This window comes from Paraburkholderia graminis C4D1M (assembly GCF_000172415.1).
GTDB classification, from domain to species: domain Bacteria; phylum Pseudomonadota; class Gammaproteobacteria; order Burkholderiales; family Burkholderiaceae; genus Paraburkholderia; species Paraburkholderia graminis.
Map to the genome: position 1 here is coordinate 95,889 of NZ_ABLD01000023.1, position 16,490 is coordinate 112,378.

Consider the following 16,490-nt stretch of genomic DNA (forward strand, 5'->3'; position numbering starts at 1 on the left):
CAGCTTAGGCCGGCTTGCCCCAACTATCGCGCAAGCTCACGATCCGGTTGAACACCGGCTTGCCCGGTTTCGAATCGACGCGGTCCGCGACGAAGTAGCCGTGCCGCTCGAACTGATAGCGCTGCTCCGGCAACGTACCGTGCGCGCCCGGCTCGAGGTACGCGTTGACCACGCGCTTCGAATCCGGGTTCAGCGCTTCGAGGAAATCGCGGCCGCCGGCGTCCGGTTGCGGCTCCTTGAACAGACGGTCGTAGATGCGCACTTCGGCCGGGCACGCGGCTGCCGCGCTGACCCAGTGAATGTTGCCCTTGACCTTGTAGTTGTTCGCGCCTTCGGTGCCCGACTTGCTGTCCGGGAAGTAATTGCAATGCACCGCGACGATGTTGCCGTTCTCGTCCTTCTCCGCGCTCGTGCACTCGATCACATAACCGTAGCGCAGACGCACCTTGTTGCCGGGGAACAGGCGGAAATAGCCCTTCGGCGGCGTCTCGGTGAAGTCGTCGCGCTCGATCCACAGCTCACGCGAAATCGGAAACTCGCGCACGCCTTGTTCCGGATGATGCGGATGCACCGGCGCGCTGCAGGGCTCGGTGAGGCCAACCGGGAAGTTGTCGATGATCAGCTTCAGCGGGTCGAGCACCGCGGCGATGCGCGGCGCTTTCTCGTCGAGATCGTCGCGCAGCGCGCCTTCGAACACGCTCATGTCGATCCACGAATCGACCTTCGTCACGCCGATGCGCTCGCAGAACAACTGGATCGACTCCGGCGTAAAGCCGCGCCGGCGCACGCCGACGATGGTCGGCAAGCGCGGGTCGTCCCAACCGTCGACGTGGCCTTCGTTCACGAGTTGCAGCAGCTTGCGCTTGCTGGTGATCGCGTACGTGAGGTTCAGTCGCGAGAATTCGATTTGCTGCGGCAGCGGACGCGTGAAAATGCCGGCATCGGCGAGCTCGTTCAGAATCCAGTCGTACAACGGACGATGGTCTTCGAATTCGAGCGTGCACAGCGAATGCGTGATGTTTTCGAGCGCGTCCGAGATGCAGTGCGTGTAGTCGTACATCGGGTACACGCACCACGTATCGCCGGTGCGGTAATGATGCGCGAAGCGAATGCGGTACAGCACCGGGTCGCGCATGTTGAAGTTCGGCGACGACATGTCGATCTTCGCGCGCAGCACGTGCTCGCCTTCCTTGAACTCGCCCGCCTTCATGCGGCGGAACAGGTCGAGGTTCTCTTCCACCGAACGCTCGCGGAACGGCGACGGCGTGCCGACTTCGGTGGCCGAGCCGCGGTTCGCGCGCATTTCTTCCGCCGACTGGCTGTCCACATACGCCTTGCCGCGCTGGATCAGCAGCTCGGCGAATTCGTACAGCTTGTCGTAGTAGTCGCTCGCGTAGTACAGGTGTTCCTTGCCGTCTTTCTGCCACTCGAAGCCGAGCCAGCGCACGGCGTCGATGATCGACTCGACGTATTCGACGCTTTCCTTTTCCGGATTGGTGTCGTCAAAGCGCAGATGGCACACGCCGCCATAGCTGCGCGCGACGCCGAAGTTCAGGCAGATGCTCTTCGCGTGACCAATGTGCAGATAGCCGTTCGGCTCGGGCGGAAAGCGCGTTTCGACGCGCTGGCTCCACTTGCCGGTGCGGTTGTCGTCGTCAATGATGTTGCGGATGAAATTGGATGCCGCTGGCGCGTCGTTGCGTTCGGTATTCATGCGAGATGGTGAAAGTCTGTCGGGGGCGCGCGGTGCGCTCACTTATCCGACAATTCTACCTGACGAGGCTCGATGCGGCAGGCGAGTGCGGGCCGTGGCCGACGTTTGAGCGCGGTTCGTGTGCGGTTGTGGGGATTCTAGGGCGCGCGGGAAAGCGCTGAGGCCGGCGGGAATGCTGCGCTTTTTTGTTTTTTGCGCAGGTCTCGCGGGCGGGTGCGCGGCCGTCGGCTCGCTGACACGGGGCCGATCGTCGGAGGCGTGGTGGCCGCTGGGCTCGCGGCCCCGCGGCTTGACGGCTTCGCGGCCTCGCGGCTTTACGGCCTCACGGCTTCACGGCTTCACGGCCTCACGGCGCATGTGCCCCTCGTTCGCCGCCGCGCGCGCGAACCGCGCCGGCTATCGCCGGCTTGCACCGGCCGTTGCTGTTCGTGCAACATGGCGCCCTCAGTTCGTCCTCAATGCCGGAGTTTCTCGGATGCCAATGCCGACGCACGGCGCGCCTCGCGCGCCTTTCACCTTTTTCTGGCGGCGGGCCGCGGCCGCGGCGCTATTCGCCGCGCTCACCACGCTCACCGCCGGCGTACTCGCGCCCGCTCCGGCGCTCGCAAAAACGCCACTGCCCAAAGCCGTCTTCGATGCATCCGCCGTTGCGACGCCGGACCGCTTCAGCGCCGACGCCGCGCAGCAGATCTTTGCCGCGGGCGGCAACGCGGTCGATGCCGCGGTAGCCATCGCCTTCACGCTGGCCGTCACGCGCCCCGACGCGGGCAATCTCGGCGGCGGCGGGTTTATGACGCTCTTCGTCGACGGCAAGCCGTATTTCCTCGATTACCGCGAGCGCGCGCCGCAACAGGCGACCCGCGACATGTATCTCGACGACAAGGGCAACGTGGTGCCGGGCATGAGCGTCGTCGGGCATCGCGCGGTCGCGGTGCCGGGAACCGTCGACGGTATGTGGCAGGCGCAGCAGCGTTTCGGCAAGCTCAAGTGGAAGCAGGTGCTCGCGCCCGCAATCCGTTATGCCACCGACGGCTTTCAGGTCGACCCCTGGCTTCAGCAGCGGCGCGACGCCACGGCGAAAAATTTTGCCGGCAAGACCAACTTCGATGCCTATTTCTCGAGCCTGAAGGCCGGCGCCACGTATCGACAGCCGGAACTCGCGCAAACGCTCGCGCGCATTGCCAGCGACGGCGGCCGCGAGTTTTACGAAGGGCGCACCGCCGATCTGATCGCGCAGCAGATGTACGGCCACGGCCTCGTCACCCGCGCCGATCTGCTTCAATACAAGGCCGTCTGGCGCCAGCCGCTCGCCGCGAACTGGAACGGCTATCAGGTGCTCACCGCGCCGCCGCCGGGTTCGGGCGGCGTCGGATTGATACAGATGCTCAAGATGAAGGCCAATCTGAAGCAGGCTTTCGACGGCCTTGAAGTGAATTCCGCGCCGTACATTCATCTGATCGCGCAAATCGAGGACCGCGTGTTCGCCGACCGGCAGCAATACCTGGGCGACCCCGACTCGTACAAACCGCCGGTCGACAAGCTGCTCGACGACGCCTACCTCGCCCAACGCGCCGACGAAGTCAAAGCCGACGAGGTGCCGGGCGCGACGCCCGTCAAGCCGGGCCTTGGCGAAGCGCCGCCGGAAAAGGCGCAGACGACGCACTTTTCGGTCGTCGACAAATGGGGCAACGCGGTGTCGAACACGACGACGCTCGACGGCGAATTCGGCTCCGGCGTGGTGGTCGACGGCGCGGGCTTCCTGTTGAACGACGCGATGGACGACTTCGTGACGAAGCCCGGCACGGCGGGCCAGTCCGGCGCCGAACTCAACACGATATTGCCGGGCCGCCGCCCGCTTTCGTCGATGACACCGACCATCGTCCTCAAGGACAACAAAGTGTCGCTCGTGATCGGCACGCCTGGCGGCTCGCGCATTCCGACCTCGATTTTCCAGGTGATGACCGATCTGTACGACTTCAACATGACGCCCGCCGACGCGCTCGCGGCGATGCGCTTTCATCACCAGTTGCTGCCGCAAAAGACGATCTACTTCGAGCCCTACCGGCCGATTACCGGCGAACTGGCCGAGCAGTTGCAAGCGATGGGCTACGCGCTCGAAGCACAATCGTTCAACGGCGACGTGCAGATGATCCGCATCGACGGCACGACGCCCGAGCCCGCTGCCGATCCGCGCGGTATAGGAGTGGGGCGCGTGATACGTTAAATGCCACGGTAAGCGCGACGTTAAGCGCGACGTTAAGCGCGCTCGGCCGCATTCACGATCGCCTAGCCAAAAACAACACGACGGGGAACACCATGAACGCACGAAAACTCAACGCACTCATCCTGCCCGGCTACCAGAACTCCGGTGCCGGGCATTGGCAGACTCGCTGGGAGGCGCTCGATCCGGCATTCACTCGCGTGCAGATGCCTGACTGGGATCATCCCGTGCGCGACGCGTGGTGCCGCGCGCTCGACGCCGCGGTCGCAGCCGTCCCTGCCGCCGACGCGCCGATCGTCTTCGCGGCCCACAGCCTCGGCTGCCTGACAGTCGCGTTCTGGGCGTCGCAGTACGCGAGCGCCGCGCAGCTCGCCAAGGTCGCCGGTGTGCTGCTGGTCGCCGTACCCGATCCCGCCGAAGCGCACTTTCCGCAGGACGCCGTCGGCTTTGCCCCCGTACCGCTCGAGCGCCTGCCGTTCGCGAGCATCGTCGTCGCGAGTACGGACGACCCGTACGGCGGCGTGCCGTTCTCGCAAGCCTGCGCGAAAGCTTGGGGCAGCCGCTGGATCGACGTCGGCCCGCGCGGGCACATCAATGCCGACAGCGGACTCGGTGACTGGCAGGACGCGCGCGACTGGCTGGCGTCGCTCGGCAAGTGAGCATGAAAGCGCATGGCCGCCATAAGCGTGAACGCGAGGCAGCCGCGCTAGATGCGTCGAGACATTGGTCCGCGCGGCTCTCCGTAGCACGCGCGCCGAACCGTCGACACGACGCTCGCCGCAATCGCGACTACATCGCTCGATCGCAACCGCCCGTCGACGGCATGCTTCAAATCACCGCCTGATTCCGCAACGCCGCGATCCGCGCATCGTCGTAACCGAGCACCTCGCGCAGCACGCTCTCCGTGTGTTCGCCGAGCGTCGGCGGATGAGTGAGCGCCTGCGGCGGCGTGCCCGTCATATTGATCGGATTGCGCACCAGCTTGACGGTGCCGCCCGACGGATGCGGCAGATCGACCTGCATGCCGCGCGCCACCACCTGCTCGTTCTCGAACACTTCGGCGAGATCGTTGATCGGACCGCACGGCACGCCCGCGGCCTCCAGCGCCGCGATCCAGTGTTGCTTGCCCTGCAGGCGGACCATCTCCGCGAGAATCGGCACGAGCACGTCGCGGTTGCGCACGCGCGCGGGGTTGGTCGCGAAACGCTCGTCATCGGCAAGATCGGGACGCCGGCCCACTTCGACGAACTTGCGGAACTGCCCGTCGTTGCCCACCGCGACGATGATCCAGCCATCGCTCGTCTGGAAGGTCTGGTACGGCACGATGTTCGGATGCGCATTGCCCCAGCGCACCGGCGGCTGACCGCTCGCGAGGTAGTTGGAATTCATGTTGGCGAGCATCGCGACCTGAACGTCGAGCAACGCCATGTCGATATATTGGCCTTCGCCCGTGCGGTCGCGGTGCGTGAGCGCGGTGAGCACCGCGATGGTCGAATACATGCCGGTCATCAGGTCGGCAATCGCCACGCCCGCCTTTTGCGGGCCGCCGCCTGGCTGACCGTCGCGCTCGCCGGTAATGCTCATGAATCCGCCGATGCCTTGCACGATGAAGTCGTAGCCCGCGCGCTGCGCATACGGTCCAGTTTGCCCGAAACCCGTCACCGAACAGTAGATGAGATCGGGCTTCACTTCTTTTAGCGACGCGTAATCGAGGCCGTATTTCTTCACTGCCCGACCTTGTAGTTCTCGAGCACCACGTCGCTTTGCGCGGCCAGCTCGCGAATGATCCGCTGGCCTTCGGGCGATGCGATGTCGACGGTCACCGAGCGCTTGTTGCGGTTCGCCGCGAGGTAGTACGCGGCCTCGTGCGTGTCCGCGCCGTCGGGCGTCTTCAGGTACGGCGGCCCCCAGTGGCGCGTGTCGTCGCCCACGTCCGGCCGTTCTATCTTGATCACGTCGGCGCCGAAATCGGCAAGCGTCTGCGCGCACCAGGGACCGGCGAGCACGCGGGTGAGATCCAGCACGCGGATATGACTGAGAGCGCCCATGTTTGTCGATGTCTCCAATCCAGTTGGGCGGCGCGCGAGGCACCGCGGATGTGGGCAATCTTAAGCGATTGGCGCGGGCTGGCGCAGTCGGCCGAACGTCATAAGACGCATCAGACGCATCAGACGCATGCCGATGTCCCATGCTGCCCGGTCAAACCTGGCCGAATGGCTAACGGGCCCGCCGCGCTGCCGCGCAAGGGCGCCGATCCCGTATAATCAGTCGTTTAAGAAACAAACAGTTGGCGCATCTCACGATGCCGCCGGTAGAAGTCTGGAATAGTCAGGACCGTCCCCCGCACGCCATGAAAGCCGCCGAAATCCGCGAGAAATTCCTCAAGTTCTTCGAATCGAAGGGCCATACGATCGTTCGCTCGTCGAGCCTTGTGCCCGGCAACGACCCGACACTGCTCTTCACCAATTCGGGAATGGTGCAGTTCAAAGATGTGTTCCTCGGCGCGGAATCGCGTCCGTATTCGCGCGCCACGACCGCGCAGCGCAGCGTGCGCGCAGGCGGCAAGCACAACGACCTCGAAAACGTCGGCTACACCGCGCGTCACCACACGTTCTTCGAAATGCTGGGCAATTTCTCGTTCGGCGACTATTTCAAGCGCGACGCAATCCACTATGCGTGGGAGTTGCTGACGGGCGTCTACCAGTTGCCCAAAGACAAGCTGTGGGTCACCGTCTATCACGAAGACGACGAAGCGCACGACATCTGGGCGAAAGAAGTCGGCGTGCCGGTCGAGCGCATCATCCGCATCGGCGACAACAAGGGCGCACGTTACGCGTCGGACAATTTCTGGCAAATGGCCGACACCGGCCCGTGCGGCCCGTGCTCGGAAATTTTCTATGACCACGGCCCGGACGTGTGGGGCGGCCCGCCGGGATCGCCGGACGAAGACGGCGACCGCTACATCGAGATCTGGAATCTCGTGTTCATGCAGTTCAACCGTGACGCCCAAGGCAACATGACGCCGCTGCCCAAGCAGTGCGTCGACACCGGCATGGGCCTCGAGCGTATTGCCGCTGTCTTGCAGCACGTGCACAGCAATTACGAAATCGATCTGTTCCAGGCGCTCATCAACGCTGCGGCGCGCGAAACCGGCGTGAGCGATCTGACGAATAACTCGCTGAAGGTGATCGCCGATCACATCCGCGCGTGCTCGTTCCTGATCGTCGACGGCGTGATTCCCGGCAACGAAGGCCGCGGCTACGTGCTGCGCCGTATCGTGCGCCGCGCGATCCGTCACGGCTACAAGCTCGGCAAGAAGGGTTCGTTCTTTCATCGCATGGTGGCCGACCTCGTCGCGCAAATGGGCGGCGCTTACCCCGAACTGAAGGACGCGGAACAACGCGTGACCGACGTGCTGCGTCAGGAAGAAGAGCGCTTCTTCGAGACCATCGAGCATGGCATGTCGATCCTCGACAACGCGCTCGCCGAGCTGGACAAGAAGGGCGGCAAGACGCTCGACGGCGAACTGGCGTTCAAGCTGCACGACACGTACGGCTTCCCGCTCGACCTCACGGCCGACGTGTGCCGCGAGCGCGAAGTGACGGTGGACGAAGCAGCGTTCGACGAAGCCATGGCGCGTCAGCGCGAACAGGCGCGCGCGGCCGGCAAGTTCAAGATGGCGCAGGGCCTCGAATACTCGGGCGCGAAGACCACGTTCCACGGCTACGAAGAAATCGTTTTCGACGACGCGAAGGTCGTGGCGCTGTATGTGGACGGCGCGTCGGTGCAGCAAGTCACGCACGGCCAGCAGGCCGTCGTCGTGCTCGACCATACGCCGTTCTACGCGGAATCGGGCGGCCAGGTCGGCGACCAGGGCTTGCTCGCCAACGCAAGCGTGCGCTTCGCCGTCGCGGACACGTTGAAGGTCCAGGCCGACGTGGTCGGTCATCACGGCACGCTCGAACAGGGCACGCTGAAGGTCGGCGACGTGGTGAAGGCCGAGATCGACGCAGTGCGCCGCGCGCGCACGGCTCGCAATCACTCGGCCACGCACCTGATGCACAAGGCGCTGCGCGAAGTGCTCGGTTCGCACGTGCAGCAGAAGGGCTCGCTCGTCGATCCGGACAAGACGCGCTTCGACTTCGCGCACAACGCGCCCATGACGGACGAACAGATCCGCCGCGTCGAGCAAATCGTCAACGCCGAGGTGCTGGCGAACGCGCCGGGCATCGTGCGCGTCATGCCGTTCGACGAAGCGGTGAAGGGCGGCGCGATGGCGCTGTTCGGCGAAAAATACGGCGACGAAGTGCGCGTGCTCGATCTCGGCTTCTCGCGCGAATTGTGTGGCGGCACGCACGTGCATCGCACGGGCGACATCGGTCTTTTCAAGATCGTGATGGAAGGCGGTGTGGCCGCGGGTATTCGTCGCGTGGAAGCCATTACCGGCGATAACGCTGTGCGCTTCGTGCAGGACCTCGACGCGCGCATCAACGCCGCGGCTGCGGTGCTGAAGGCGCAGCCGTCCGAGCTGACGCAACGCATCACGCAGGTGCAGGACCAGGTGAAGCAGCTCGAGAAAGAACTGAGCGCGCTCAAGTCGAAGATGGCGTCGAGCCAGGGCGACGAACTGGCCGGTCAGGCAATCGAAGTCGCCGGCGTGCAGGTTCTCGCGGCAACGCTGGAAGGCGCGGACGTGAAGACGCTGCGCGAAACGGTGGACAAGCTCAAGGACAAGCTGAAGAGCGCGGCGATCGTGCTGGCTTCCGTCGAAGGCGGCAAGGTCAGTCTGATTGCCGGCGTGACGGCGGACGCGAGCAAGAAGGTCAAGGCCGGTGAACTGGTCAATTTTGTCGCGCAGCAGGTTGGCGGCAAGGGTGGCGGCCGGCCGGATATGGCTCAGGCCGGTGGCACCGAGCCGGCCAATCTGCCGGCAGCGCTGGCTGGCGTGAAGGGCTGGGTCGAAGCGCAGCTTTGATTCTGATTCGCTGGTGAGCTGCGGTTGGCTGTTTTAAGGCCGGCTGTAGAGTTCAGAAAGAGGGCCACGTAGCGCGCCGGATTGTCGGCGTGGTGCGTGGCCCGATTTTTTTGCACGAGCGGCTTTGCGCAAGCGGTTGCTTGCCGGTTCGGAGCCGGTTGTGAACGCCTCACTTCGGCGTGAACCGCAATCGCTCACTGAAACAGCCGCAAACCACGCAGCGCTTCCTTCGGCGCAAAATCACGCGACGTCCGCGCCCACGTCAGCCTGAACGCGTGCATGCGCTTCGGCATCGCCAGCCACATCCGCCACATCAACGCCCCCGGCTTCCCCCAAACCCCGCACATTCTCCTGCCCCAACAGCGTCTGCTTCAACGCATTAAGCGCCGACGAAAAATGTCCGCGTCGCCAGACGAGCAGCGTTTCGATCGCGCCGATGTCCGGCAAGTCATGCACGGCGATATTGCTCGCGTCGGCGGCCAAGCCGAGCACCGACCGCGGCGCCACCGCAACGCCCGCGCCCGCCGCGACGCAAGCCACGATCGCGTGATACGAGCCGAGTTCCAGCACGCGCGCCGGCCTCACGCCGTGCTCCAGATACCAGTTCTCGATGTAGGTCCGATACGCGCAGCCGCGCTCGAACGCAACCAGTGTCGACAGCGCGATGTCGCGCACTTCGCGGATCGGCCGATGCCCGCGCGGCGTCAGCATCACGAGTTCCTCCTTGAACACCGGCACCGTCTCGAACACATCGCCGAGGACCGCCGGGTCGAACGGCGTAGCCACCAGAGCGGCGTCGACGTCGAATTCGCGCACGCGCTCGATCAGCTTGCCGGTCGTGCCGGTCTCCAGTTCGAGCGCGACATCCGGCCATTGCTGGTGATACTGCGCGAGCAGGCCCGGAAGACGCGTGGCCGCGACGCTCTCCATCGTGCCCAGACGCAGGCGTCCGCGGGGACGGTCGGCGCGCACCGCGTGGCGCGCTTCGTCGGCGAGAGCGAGGAGGCGTTCGGCGTAGGGCAGCAGCGTTTCACCGGCGGGCGTCAGCACAAGACGCCGCCCGTCGCGGATAAACAGTTCCGCGCCGAGCTGCTCTTCGAGCTGCTTGATGCGCGTGGTGACGTTCGATTGCACGCGGTTGAGCTTCGCGGCGGCGCGCGTCACGCCGTTCTCGCGTACGACGGCCCGAAAAATCGTCAAGGCGGCCAGGTCCACGATTCTCTCCTAGCGATGGATGGTATCCAAATTATTCATTTTTCATGATTGGATCGTCAAGCTAATATGAGACTACCGGTGCGACTCACCGGGCCCGCGATCCCGACGCGGTTTCCACCGCTCCCTCGCCTTTCGAATGGCCGCCCATGAACGATCTCGCTTCCGACGCCCACCGCCTTCCCACCGAATCTCATGCGGCCCGGCGTGCGGCGCTTGCGTGCATGGTGACGCTCGCCGTCGCGCTCGGCGTCGGGCGGTTCGCCTTCACGCCGCTTTTGCCGCTGATGCTGCACGGCGGCGCGTTCGGTCAGCCGCCAATCGACATCGAGCACGGCGGCTGGCTCGCGTCGTTCAACTACGCGGGCTACTTTGTCGGCGCGCTCACGTGCGCGGCGTTGCGCGTGGAACCTGCACGGGTGGTGCGCGCGGGGCTCGCACTGACCGTGCTGTTGACGCTCGCGATGGGCGTCACGAGCCAGTTCTGGGTGTGGGCGGTGGTGCGCTTCGTCGCGGGCGCGGTCAGCGCGTGGACTTTCGTTTTCGCGTCGCAGTGGGGCTTGCGGCGGCTCGCCGAGCTCCGTCAACCTGCGTGGAGCGGCGTGATTTATACGGGGCCGGGCGTCGGCATCGTCGGAACGGGGCTGCTGGTGAGCGCGGCGGGCGGTTATGGCGCGACGGCGGGCTGGATCGGCTTCGGCCTGATTTCGGCGGTGCTGGCGGCAGCGGTGTGGCCGGCGTTCGGCAATGCGGCCGCGTCTGATCGTAAGGCGGCAGGGCGCGCGTCGGCGTCATCTGCGACAGAACGGAGAGCCAGCGACGTGGCCGCCGCGACGTCGGACGAAACCGGCGCAAGCCGTGCGGGCGCCGCCACAACGCGACATCCAACCGTCAACAGCGCGCCTGCCACGCATCGCGCGGACGCCTTCTGGCTGGTCGTCCTGTACGGCGTGCCGGGCTTCGGCTACATCATCACCGCGACGTTTTTGCCTGTTATCGCGCGTCACGCGTTGCCCGGCTCGCCGTGGCCCGACCTGTTCTGGCCGATGTTCGGCGCGGCGCTGATGGTCGGCGCATTGCTCGCAGCGCGCCTGCCGTTGCATCTCGATAACCGCGTGCTGCTGGCGGGCAGCTACGTTCTGCAAGCCGCGGGTATCGCGCTTGGGATCGTCTGGCCGACGGCGGGCGGTTTCTCGCTCGGCAGCATTTTGATCGGCGTGCCGTTCACCGCGATCACCCTGTTCGCGATGCGCGAGGCGCGGCGTCTGCGCGGCGACGATGCAGCCGGCCTGATGGGCTACGCGACGGCCGCTTATGGCCTCGGTCAGATCGTGGGCCCGCTGGTCGCCGCGCCGATCGCCGCGCACACCGGCTCGTTTTCGCTCGCGTTGTGGCTGGCCGCCGGCGCGCTGCTGGTGGGCGCGGCGGGCCTTGTCGTCGTCGCGCGGATGCCGCGTGGGCGAGGGCGGATGCCGGACTGCGGCTGCGGTTGAACGCACGCGGCCGCGGCAACGATGCCGCCCAGGAAGAAGGCGGAATTGTCCGTCTGCAGGCTTTTGCTGCTGCGGGTCGGACTTGGCGGCCATGTCGGCTACGGTTGATGAACAAAAAGGAGCGACACGCCAACCGCCAACTGCTATCGGCGACGCCCTACGGCGAAAAGCCCTAGCGCTTTGCGCCCAGTGCTTCGGCTAGAGGAAGTCCCATCGGTCGTCCCACGACGGAACGGCGATTCGGCTTCCTCGACGCGGCCGTACCCGACCCGCGCACCGATACCTCTCTAACCCTGGGCCCCGCCTCAGCCCCGCTGCCACTTCAGCGAAGCGAACCGATACAACAAACGGCCGCCGGGCGCACTAAAATGAGCGCTTTCCGTCATCCCCGCGCGCCTGTCGCCGGCCGCGCCGCCCAGCATGCAACATTTCGCGTCCGACAACTACGCCGGCATCTGCCCCGAGGCGCTCGACGCGCTGATCGCCGCCAATAACAGCGGCCACGAACCGGCCTACGGCGACGACTCCTGGACCAGCCAGGTCTGCGACCGTCTGCGTGATCTGTTTCAGACCGACTGCGAGGTGTTCTTCGTGTTCAACGGCACGGCGGCCAACTCGCTCGCGCTGGCGTCGCTGTGCCAGTCGTACCACTCGGTGATCTGCCATGAACTCGCGCACATCGAAACCGACGAGTGCGGCGGCCCCGAATTCTTCTCCGGCGGCTCGAAGCTGCTGACGGCGCCGGGCGTTGGCGGCAAGCTCACGCCGGACGCCATCGAGGCCGTGGTCACGCGCCGCGCCGACATCCATTATCCGAAGCCCAAGGTCGTCACGCTGACGCAGTCGACGGAAGTCGGCACCGTGTACAGCGTCGACGAAGTGCGCGCGATCGCGGAGGTCGCGAGGCGGCATCGTCTGAAAGTGCATATGGACGGTGCGCGCTTTGCGAATGCGGTCGCCGCGCTGAACGTGCATCCTTCGGAGATTACGTGGCGCGCGGGCGTCGACGTGCTGTGTTTCGGCGGCACCAAGAACGGCTTGCCGGTGGGCGAGGCGGTGGTGTTCTTCGACAGAACGCTCGCCGACGACTTCGCTTACCGCCTGAAGCAGGCCGGCCAGCTTGCGTCGAAGATGCGCTTCATTTCCGCACCGTGGCTCGGTCTGCTCGATAACGACGTGTGGCTGCGCAACGCGCGTCATGCGAACGCGATGGCCGAGCTGCTGCAAACGCGCTTGCAGGACATTCCCGGCGTGAGCATCATGTTTCCGCGCGAGTCGAACGCGGTGTTCGCGCAGTTGCCCGCGCGAGCCGCGAAGGCCATGCGCGAGCGCGGCTGGAAGTTCTACGAGTTCATCGGCGCGGGCGGCTGCCGGCTGATGTGCGCGTGGGACACGCAGCCGGAAACGGTCGAGCGCTTCGTAGCGGAAGTGCGCGAGCTATGCGCGGCGTAAGATGGCGTGCGTCGCGTAAGGCGCGGAGGGCGCTGCAGGTGGGCGAAGTGGGCGCGGCGGCGAGCGCCGCAGGCCATGCAAGCCACGCGAGCGATGCAAGGTGCGCGAGCGATGCAAGGTGCGCGAGCGATGCAAGGTGCGCAAGCGATGCAAGGTGCGCAAGCGATGCAAGGTGCGCGAGCTATGCAAGCCATGCAGGCCACCCACGCGCGGCAGGCCGCACAAGCTACGCACACCACGCACGCAAACCCTCGGGCCATGCTGCCTCAACCCATGAAAGCGACGAGCCGCGCAACCCACAATGCCACACGATCTGCGCTGCGCCAAGCCGGCCTCGCCAGTCCGCAGAGCCCGTGAACCGGCGAGGCCCGCACAATAGCGACCGAGGCCCACGCAGCCCAACGCACCCAACATACCCACCGCCGACCGCGACAAACCCCACAAAAAACCACTCACCATGACCGACTACCGATTCTGCCCGCGCTGCTCGACGCCTCTGATCGAGCGAGCCGACGCCGAGCATGAAGGCGGGCGCATCCGCCAGACCTGTCCCGACGAGCAATGCGGCTACGTCCACTGGAACAATCCGCTGCCGGTGGTTGCCGCGATCGTCGAATACGAAGGCAAGATTCTGCTCGCGCGCAACGCCGCATGGGCCGAGGGTGTGTTCGCGCTGATCACCGGCTTCCTCGAAAACGGCGAGACGCCGGAGGAGGGCATTGCGCGCGAGGTGTGGGAGGAGACGTCGTTGCACGCGGAGTCGGTTGAACTGATCGGCGTGTATGAATTCATCCGCAAGAACGAACTGATCATCGCGTATCACGTGAAGGCGCATGGCACCATTTCGCTGTCGCCCGAACTGCTCGAATACCGGCTCGTGGAACCGGAGAATCTGCGTCCCTGGCGCGCGGGCACCGGTCAGGCGCTCGGCGAATGGATGCGGCGGCGCGGTCTGCCGTTCGAATTCGTCGACAAGCCGGGACAGTAAGTGCGTTTGCCGCGTTCGCCGAGTTCGCCGCAAGCAGGTCTCGCAGCGGCGTCGACGAACGGCACTACGGCACCAATGGCACCAATGGCACCAATGGCACCAATGGCACCAATGGCACCAATGGCACCACAGCAACGACTCTCCGCGATGCACCGATAAACAAAAGCGCCCCACAGCCACCTTCGTTCGAACCAACGCCCATGTCCACGACCGCATCCAAACCCCAACCCACCGCACGAAGCGCCTATCCGCATTTCCTCACCATCACCACGCGCTGGATGGACAACGACGTCTACGGTCACGTGAACAACGTCGTCTACTACAGCTACTTCGATACGGTGGTGAACGAGTATCTGATCCGCGCGGGCGTGCTCGATTTCGAGCGCGGTGCGACCATCGGACTCGTGGTGGAAACGCATTGCAACTACTTCGCGCCGCTGGTGTTTCCGGAGCGCGTCGACGCAGGCTTGCGGGTGACGCGGCTCGGTGCGTCGAGCGTGCGCTATGAAGTCGGACTGTTCCGCGAAGGCAGCGACGAAGCCGCCGCCCAAGGCCACTTCGTGCATGTGTACGTGGATCGCGTGACGCGCCGTCCGGTGAATCTGCCCGACGCACTGCGCGCGGCGCTCGAGCCGATCGGCGTTGCCATCGGCACCGCGGACTAGGCGTGCAGTCGTTCGTCATCAATCTGCTGAACGGAATCAGCTTCGGCCTGCTGCTCTTCATGCTGTCGGCGGGCTTGACGCTGATCTTCAGCATGCTCGGCGTGCTCAACTTCGCGCACGCGAGCTTCTACATGCTGGGCGCTTACGTCGGCTATTCGGTGGCGGCGCGCTTCGGTTTCTGGGCCGCGCTCGTGATCGCGCCGCTCGTCGTCGGCCTGATCGGCGCGGCGCTCGAGCGCTGGCTGTTGCGTCGCGTGCGAAGTCACGGACATCTCGCCGAGTTGCTGCTGACCTTCGGCGCGGCCTACGTGCTCGGCGAACTCGTCAAGCTCGGCTGGGGCTTGAGCCCGCTCGGCGCGAGCGTGCCGGCTGTACTCGACGGTCCGCTTTTCACGCTTTACGGCGCGACCTTCGCGCGCTATCGCGCGTTCATGATGGCGCTCTCACTCGTCATGCTGGCGGCGCTGTACGCGGTGCTACGTGTGTCGAAGGCGGGGCTCGTGGTGCGCGCCGCGCTCACGCACGCGAGCGCCGTCGAAGCGCTCGGCCACAACGTGCCGCGCGTCTTTACCGGCGTGTTCGCGGCGGGCACGGCGTTGGCCGCGCTGGCCGGCGTGATCGGCGCGCCGCTTTCCGTCATCGAACCGTCGATGGCAGAATCGCTCGGCTCGATCGTGTTCGTCGTCGTGGTGATCGGCGGGCTCGGGTCGCTCGGCGGTGCGCTCGCGGCGTCGCTGCTGATCGGCTGCATTCAGACGCTCGCGGTCGCGAGCGACGTTTCGCTCGGCGACGTGCTCGCCGTTTTCGACGCCTCGCTGCCGCGCGAATGGGACGCGCTGACGCTCGCGCAGCTTGCGCCGCTGATCCCGTATCTGCTGCTCGTCGCGATGCTGGCGTTGCGCCCGCGCGGACTCTTCGGACGGCGCGACGATCATGCGTAAGGTCTCGAAGTCAGCAACTGCAGTCGCCTCGACGATAACGCCCGCCGACTCCGCCGAATCCGACATGCGGCCCCAACGCGCACTCTGGCGCAGTCTATTACCGTGGCTCGCACTAATCCTGCTGCTTCTTGTGCCGCCGCTGTTGTCGCCGCAAAGCTGGCTGCTCGCCTATCTCGCGCAGACCGCGACGATGATCGTCTTCGCGCTTTCCTACAATCTGCTGCTCGGCGAAACGGGATTGCTGTCGTTCGGACACGCAGCGTATTCCGGCCTAGGCGCGCTGATCGCCGCGCATCTGTTCAATCGCGCCGGCGTGCCGCTCGTACTGCTGCCGCTGATCGGCGGAGCAGGGGCCGCGGTATGCGGCGCGCTGCTCGGCTTCATCTCGACGCGGCGTGCCGGCACCGCATTCGCGATGATCACGCTCGGCATCGGCGAACTCGTGGCGGCGGCCGCGTGGACCTTGCCCGACTGGTTCGGCGGCGAGGCGGGCGTCGCGATCGATCGCGCGAGCGGTCCGCCGCTCGGCGCCTTCACATTCGGCCCGGCTCGCGAGGCGTATGCGCTGATCGCGCTGTGGTGCCTGCTCGCGAGCGCGGCGATGTTCGCGCTGTCGCGCTCGCCGTTCATGCGGCTTGCCAATGCGGTGCGCGACAACCCCGCGCGGGCCGCGGCCATCGGCTGCTATCCGCGACGGATTCGCCACGGCGTCGTCGTGATCTCGGCGTTTTTTGCGGGCGTCGCGGGCACGTTGGCGCTCATCAATGTCGAACTGGTGTCGACGGAAAGCGTCAGCATGGTGCGCTCGGGCTCGGTGCTGATGCAACGG

General features: G+C 65.6%; 11 protein-coding genes and 1 pseudogene. 9 read left to right on the top strand and 3 right to left on the bottom strand.

What is annotated here, in order from left to right:
* Positions 1-4: 4 nt before the first annotated feature.
* A complete protein-coding gene (locus BGRAMDRAFT_RS26740) occupies positions 5-1,714 on the bottom strand; it encodes a glutamine--tRNA ligase/YqeY domain fusion protein (protein WP_006052012.1) in 1,710 nt (569 codons plus the stop codon).
* Between the two features lie 475 nt (positions 1,715-2,189).
* On the opposite strand from BGRAMDRAFT_RS26740, the gene ggt reads away from it, so the two are divergent.
* Positions 2,190-3,938 (top strand): gamma-glutamyltransferase, encoded by a 1,749-nt coding sequence (ggt, locus tag BGRAMDRAFT_RS26745; protein ID WP_006052013.1) that lies wholly within the window; start codon positions 2,190-2,192, stop codon positions 3,936-3,938.
* Between the two features lie 92 nt (positions 3,939-4,030).
* Entirely contained in the window at positions 4,031-4,594 is a 564-nt protein-coding gene (locus BGRAMDRAFT_RS26750) for an RBBP9/YdeN family alpha/beta hydrolase (protein WP_006052014.1), read from the top strand.
* 169 nt (positions 4,595-4,763) lie between these two features.
* Here the strand turns inward: BGRAMDRAFT_RS26750 and BGRAMDRAFT_RS26755 are convergent.
* Positions 4,764-5,983, bottom strand: a pseudogene (locus BGRAMDRAFT_RS26755) (CaiB/BaiF CoA transferase family protein).
* Between the two features lie 302 nt (positions 5,984-6,285).
* Here BGRAMDRAFT_RS26755 and alaS point away from each other — a divergent pair.
* Positions 6,286-8,910: an alanine--tRNA ligase gene (gene alaS, locus BGRAMDRAFT_RS26760; protein WP_044021891.1), complete on the top strand. Its 2,625-nt coding sequence runs from the start codon at positions 6,286-6,288 to the stop codon at positions 8,908-8,910.
* Between the two features lie 240 nt (positions 8,911-9,150).
* Here the strand turns inward: alaS and BGRAMDRAFT_RS26765 are convergent, their stop codons facing one another.
* On the bottom strand, positions 9,151-10,125 hold the full coding sequence (locus BGRAMDRAFT_RS26765) for a LysR family transcriptional regulator (protein ID WP_006052019.1): 975 nt from the start codon (positions 10,123-10,125) through the stop codon (positions 9,151-9,153).
* A gap of 146 nt (positions 10,126-10,271) precedes the next feature.
* On the opposite strand from BGRAMDRAFT_RS26765, the gene BGRAMDRAFT_RS26770 reads away from it, so the two are divergent.
* The 6 genes from BGRAMDRAFT_RS26770 to BGRAMDRAFT_RS26795 all read left to right on the top strand — a co-directional run.
* Entirely contained in the window at positions 10,272-11,615 is a 1,344-nt protein-coding gene (locus BGRAMDRAFT_RS26770) for a YbfB/YjiJ family MFS transporter (protein WP_044021892.1), read from the top strand.
* Positions 11,616-12,035: 420 nt separating this feature from the next.
* On the top strand, positions 12,036-13,067 hold the full coding sequence (locus BGRAMDRAFT_RS26775) for a threonine aldolase family protein (RefSeq protein WP_006052021.1): 1,032 nt from the start codon (positions 12,036-12,038) through the stop codon (positions 13,065-13,067).
* Between the two features lie 457 nt (positions 13,068-13,524).
* A complete protein-coding gene (locus BGRAMDRAFT_RS26780) occupies positions 13,525-14,055 on the top strand; it encodes an NUDIX domain-containing protein (RefSeq protein WP_006052022.1) in 531 nt (176 codons plus the stop codon).
* Positions 14,056-14,255: 200 nt separating this feature from the next.
* Positions 14,256-14,720, top strand: a complete 465-nt coding sequence (locus BGRAMDRAFT_RS26785) for an acyl-CoA thioesterase (protein WP_029967703.1) — start codon at positions 14,256-14,258, stop codon at positions 14,718-14,720.
* A gap of 2 nt (positions 14,721-14,722) precedes the next feature.
* A complete protein-coding gene (locus tag BGRAMDRAFT_RS26790) occupies positions 14,723-15,661 on the top strand; it encodes a branched-chain amino acid ABC transporter permease (protein ID WP_006052024.1) in 939 nt (312 codons plus the stop codon).
* 64 nt (positions 15,662-15,725) lie between these two features.
* Positions 15,726-16,490: branched-chain amino acid ABC transporter permease (locus BGRAMDRAFT_RS26795; protein ID WP_232292374.1), on the top strand; the 765-nt coding region annotated here is incomplete at its 3' end.